Origin of the sequence: Melioribacter sp. Ez-97, from assembly GCF_051488665.1 — a bacterium.
Lineage (GTDB): Bacteria > Bacteroidota > Ignavibacteria > Ignavibacteriales > Melioribacteraceae > Melioribacter.
In genome coordinates, this window is the sequence record NZ_JBPSEG010000026.1 from 1 (window position 1) to 3,321 (window position 3,321).

Consider the following 3,321-nt stretch of genomic DNA (forward strand, 5'->3'; position numbering starts at 1 on the left):
ATCGCCGTATCCGCTTTCGGTCTGAAGTCTGTAAAAGTAAATACCGCTTGGCAAATTATTGCCGTCAAACTTTTCTTCGTAGATTCCGGGCGCTTTTAAGCCGTCTACCAGAGTTGTTATTTCCTGTCCGAGCGTATTATAAATTTTAAGCGTAACTTTTTCGTATTTAGGTACCTGGTACTTAATTACTGTTGACGGATTAAACGGATTGGGATAGTTAGGGTACAATTTGAATTCCGTAATTTTTTCCGCGGATAAATTTTCAACATCCGTTGTCTGATAAAGTTGTACGTCCATCCATTCGAGACGGTTAATCAACCATTCCTTCATGAAGTCCACTTCTTTTTGATAAGTATCCCGTTCCTCGGCGCCGGGCAGACTGCGCCAGATTGAAACCCCGAGTATCGGCCATTTTTTGAAATTATGTTCCTGGGCTTCCTGAAGGTAATTTGCAACCGAATCAATAAAAGCAATTATTCGTTCCGTTTTCAAGGATTCCTGCCGGTATTCCGTCCATTTGTTTTTAAGCTGCTTTTGAATTTCTTTATCGCCGAACAGCTTATCCCAGAACTGAGGACGCGCTCCGTCCGGGATTTTTATTCTCCATTCGTCGTAGCGATCGCCGTTGTGATGTGTGGAATTACAAAGCGCCTGGTCGAAATCCCATATCGGTCCGGCGCAAATTTTTTTCCCGCGGTCTTTATAAAAATAGCTGCTGTAACTGTATGCATCGGAGTTGCCCGTAAGTTCCTGTATTATTATTTCGTCAATGAAAGAAGAGACCTCGATATATTTATCGTAGCCTATGAACGGCACGTTATAATTCGGTCCGGCCATAACGTCGCAAAATTCCTGTTCCAGATTTCTGATATATTCGAGTTGCTGCGGCATAACTTCGTCGGGTTGAGGATATTTTAAAAAACGCGGATTTCCGTCGGCTTCGGTAGAATCGAACAGAAGGTCGTTGTGTTCTTCGTCTCCCCACCTTCTGTTTACGCACCAGATATATCCGCCCGTCAAAGCTTCGCCGGTAGTGTCGGAAGAATCCATTTTAGCAATGTCGAGACGATTTTTATCCGGTTTTATTTTTTCTTCCAACACATAAACGCCCTGGTATTCTCCGTTTAAAACCAATTCTACATGCCGCGTTCTCGGCGCCCATTTTCCCATCGACCTGTACATATAATAAGCCAGCGCGTCCCTCATTAATGTTTTGTCGATATAGACGGCTCTCAAAACAAAATCATTTTCTTTCGGCAAACCGAGTAATTCTACATTTCTGTTCGAACCGTCCTCGTTGCGGGTTTCGATAGTATACGGTTTTTTATCCGAGATTCGGAACGATGCATTCCCCCGGTATTCAATTCCGATCCATCCGTCGTATTCGTTAAACTGGTCGGTAATGTTGTTTCTGTTGCCGGGACCGTTGTAAATGATTCCCATTTTTGCCATAATTTTGGGCTCGTGAACAATTGTTCCGCCCTCCGTATCAATTACAATTATAGGAAGATCGGAAGAACTGAATTCGAACGGCTCGTCGAACCATTCCGGCGTGGAGCGATACGAACGGCTCGAATCGCCAATTCCAAATGACAGAAAGAAAATCGAAGAAAGGTCGGTCGACGCGGCGGAAGCGTTATGCACTTGAACGGCAAGTAAATTTTCACCCGGTATCAATATATTTTTCAGAATTTCCTTTTTAATTTCAAATTCTTCCGGAGCTCCTCCGTCATACATTTTTGCTTCGTGTTCGGAATCGGCAAATTTATTGTACTCGGGAGGATTACCCGATATTCCGGCGCGAGCCACTTCAACGCCGTTTATATATGCAACGAACGCATCGTCATAGTCGGCATGCAACAACGCCGATTCGATTAATGAAGTATCGGCTATGTTAAATTTAATCCTCATAAACAGCGAGATTGTTTGTTCGATTATGGTATTGTCGTCGCCGTCGCCGTAACCGATTCCCCCTCTTCCTTCCATCCAGGAACTGTCGTCGTAGTACAATTGATTCCATTCGGCGTCCGGACTGGAATTGCCCGGTCGATACCTCCATACATCCGACGAATAAACAACCGTTTCCCAGTGGTCTGCAGAATTTGAATTTGCAAATACGGAACCGAATCCCAGAGCGATTAAAATGAGTGTTATTATCACGTTCTGTTTTCCTTGTTAGTAATTAAGTAAACTTTCCGAAATCAATTTTTACAAACTAATTGTAAACGAAAAACTCGAATCAAACTTAGCTATGTATTGAGACGCTATCCTTATATCTTTTGAATACATTTTTTATTAAAAAAAATTTCCTTTAATCGTATTCATTTTTTTCTCCCTTTTTAATTTTTTTAATAACATTCCCAACTAATTTAATTTCAGCCTATAGACACCGCCAGCGCTGCCTAAGTAAAGGTATCTTTCATCGGGATCTATTATTAAGTCGTTGTAGTAATCATCTATTTGCACACTATCTATCCCTATTTTTTGCCATTGCGAATCCGAATATCGACGCCGATATACTCCTCCTCCTTCAGTATTGACTACAACTGCGTATAAATCACCTTTACTTTTCAGGGAAACAAGTTTCATTACATTACTTCTATCCGGGATTCCTTCAGCAAAGGCTTCCCAACTTTCTCCCCCGTTTTCGCTTTTGAAAAGACTACCGTCTTTCCAACCACATCCTACAATTACTCTCTCTGAATTTTTGGGATCTATAACTATAGCGGCAACATATCCGGACGGTCTTCCTACAAATGTCCAATTCTCCCCGGTATCTATGCTTTTATAAACTCCATCACCACCTACATATATAATGCTGCTGTTTTTAGGGTCTACAGCCATACTTAATACGCTGCTGTTCAGCTTTACCTTCCAGCTTGACCCCGCGTCAACACTTTTATAAAAAGCTCCCCCGGAAAGCGCCGCGGTACCAGCATATAAAATATTCGAGTTGTTAGGATCAATTTCCAAAAATTTCACTGATGAAAATCCATCATACATTATTCCTTCCGAACAGTTATTCCAAGAATGCCCTCCATCTGTACTTTTTATTATTTTAACTAATCCTCCATATATTGTTTGAGAATTTCTTGGATCAATTACCATTGAATAAAAAACTGCTTGATATAAACTATCCCATGTATTACCGCCGTTTGTTGTTTTCAACAATTTACTCGTACCACTAACATAAATTACGTCTGGATTTGTTGGATCAATTGCCATTGAAGAGATACTCTCACCCTTGAGACCAAGGTATATCCATGTAGTATCTGTTGGTAATACCGGTTCAATTCCATTATTTTTACAACTAAATTGTAG

Annotated in this window: 2 protein-coding genes; both read right to left on the minus strand. The window is 41.1% G+C overall.

Annotated features, from left to right (window positions below):
* A partial coding sequence (locus ACSSWA_RS14840; RefSeq protein WP_437357423.1) for a CotH kinase family protein occupies positions 1-2,160 on the minus strand: 2,160 nt, incomplete at its 3' end.
* A gap of 204 nt (positions 2,161-2,364) precedes the next feature.
* A partial coding sequence (locus ACSSWA_RS14845; RefSeq protein WP_437357425.1) for a WD40/YVTN/BNR-like repeat-containing protein occupies positions 2,365-3,321 on the minus strand: 957 nt, incomplete at its 5' end.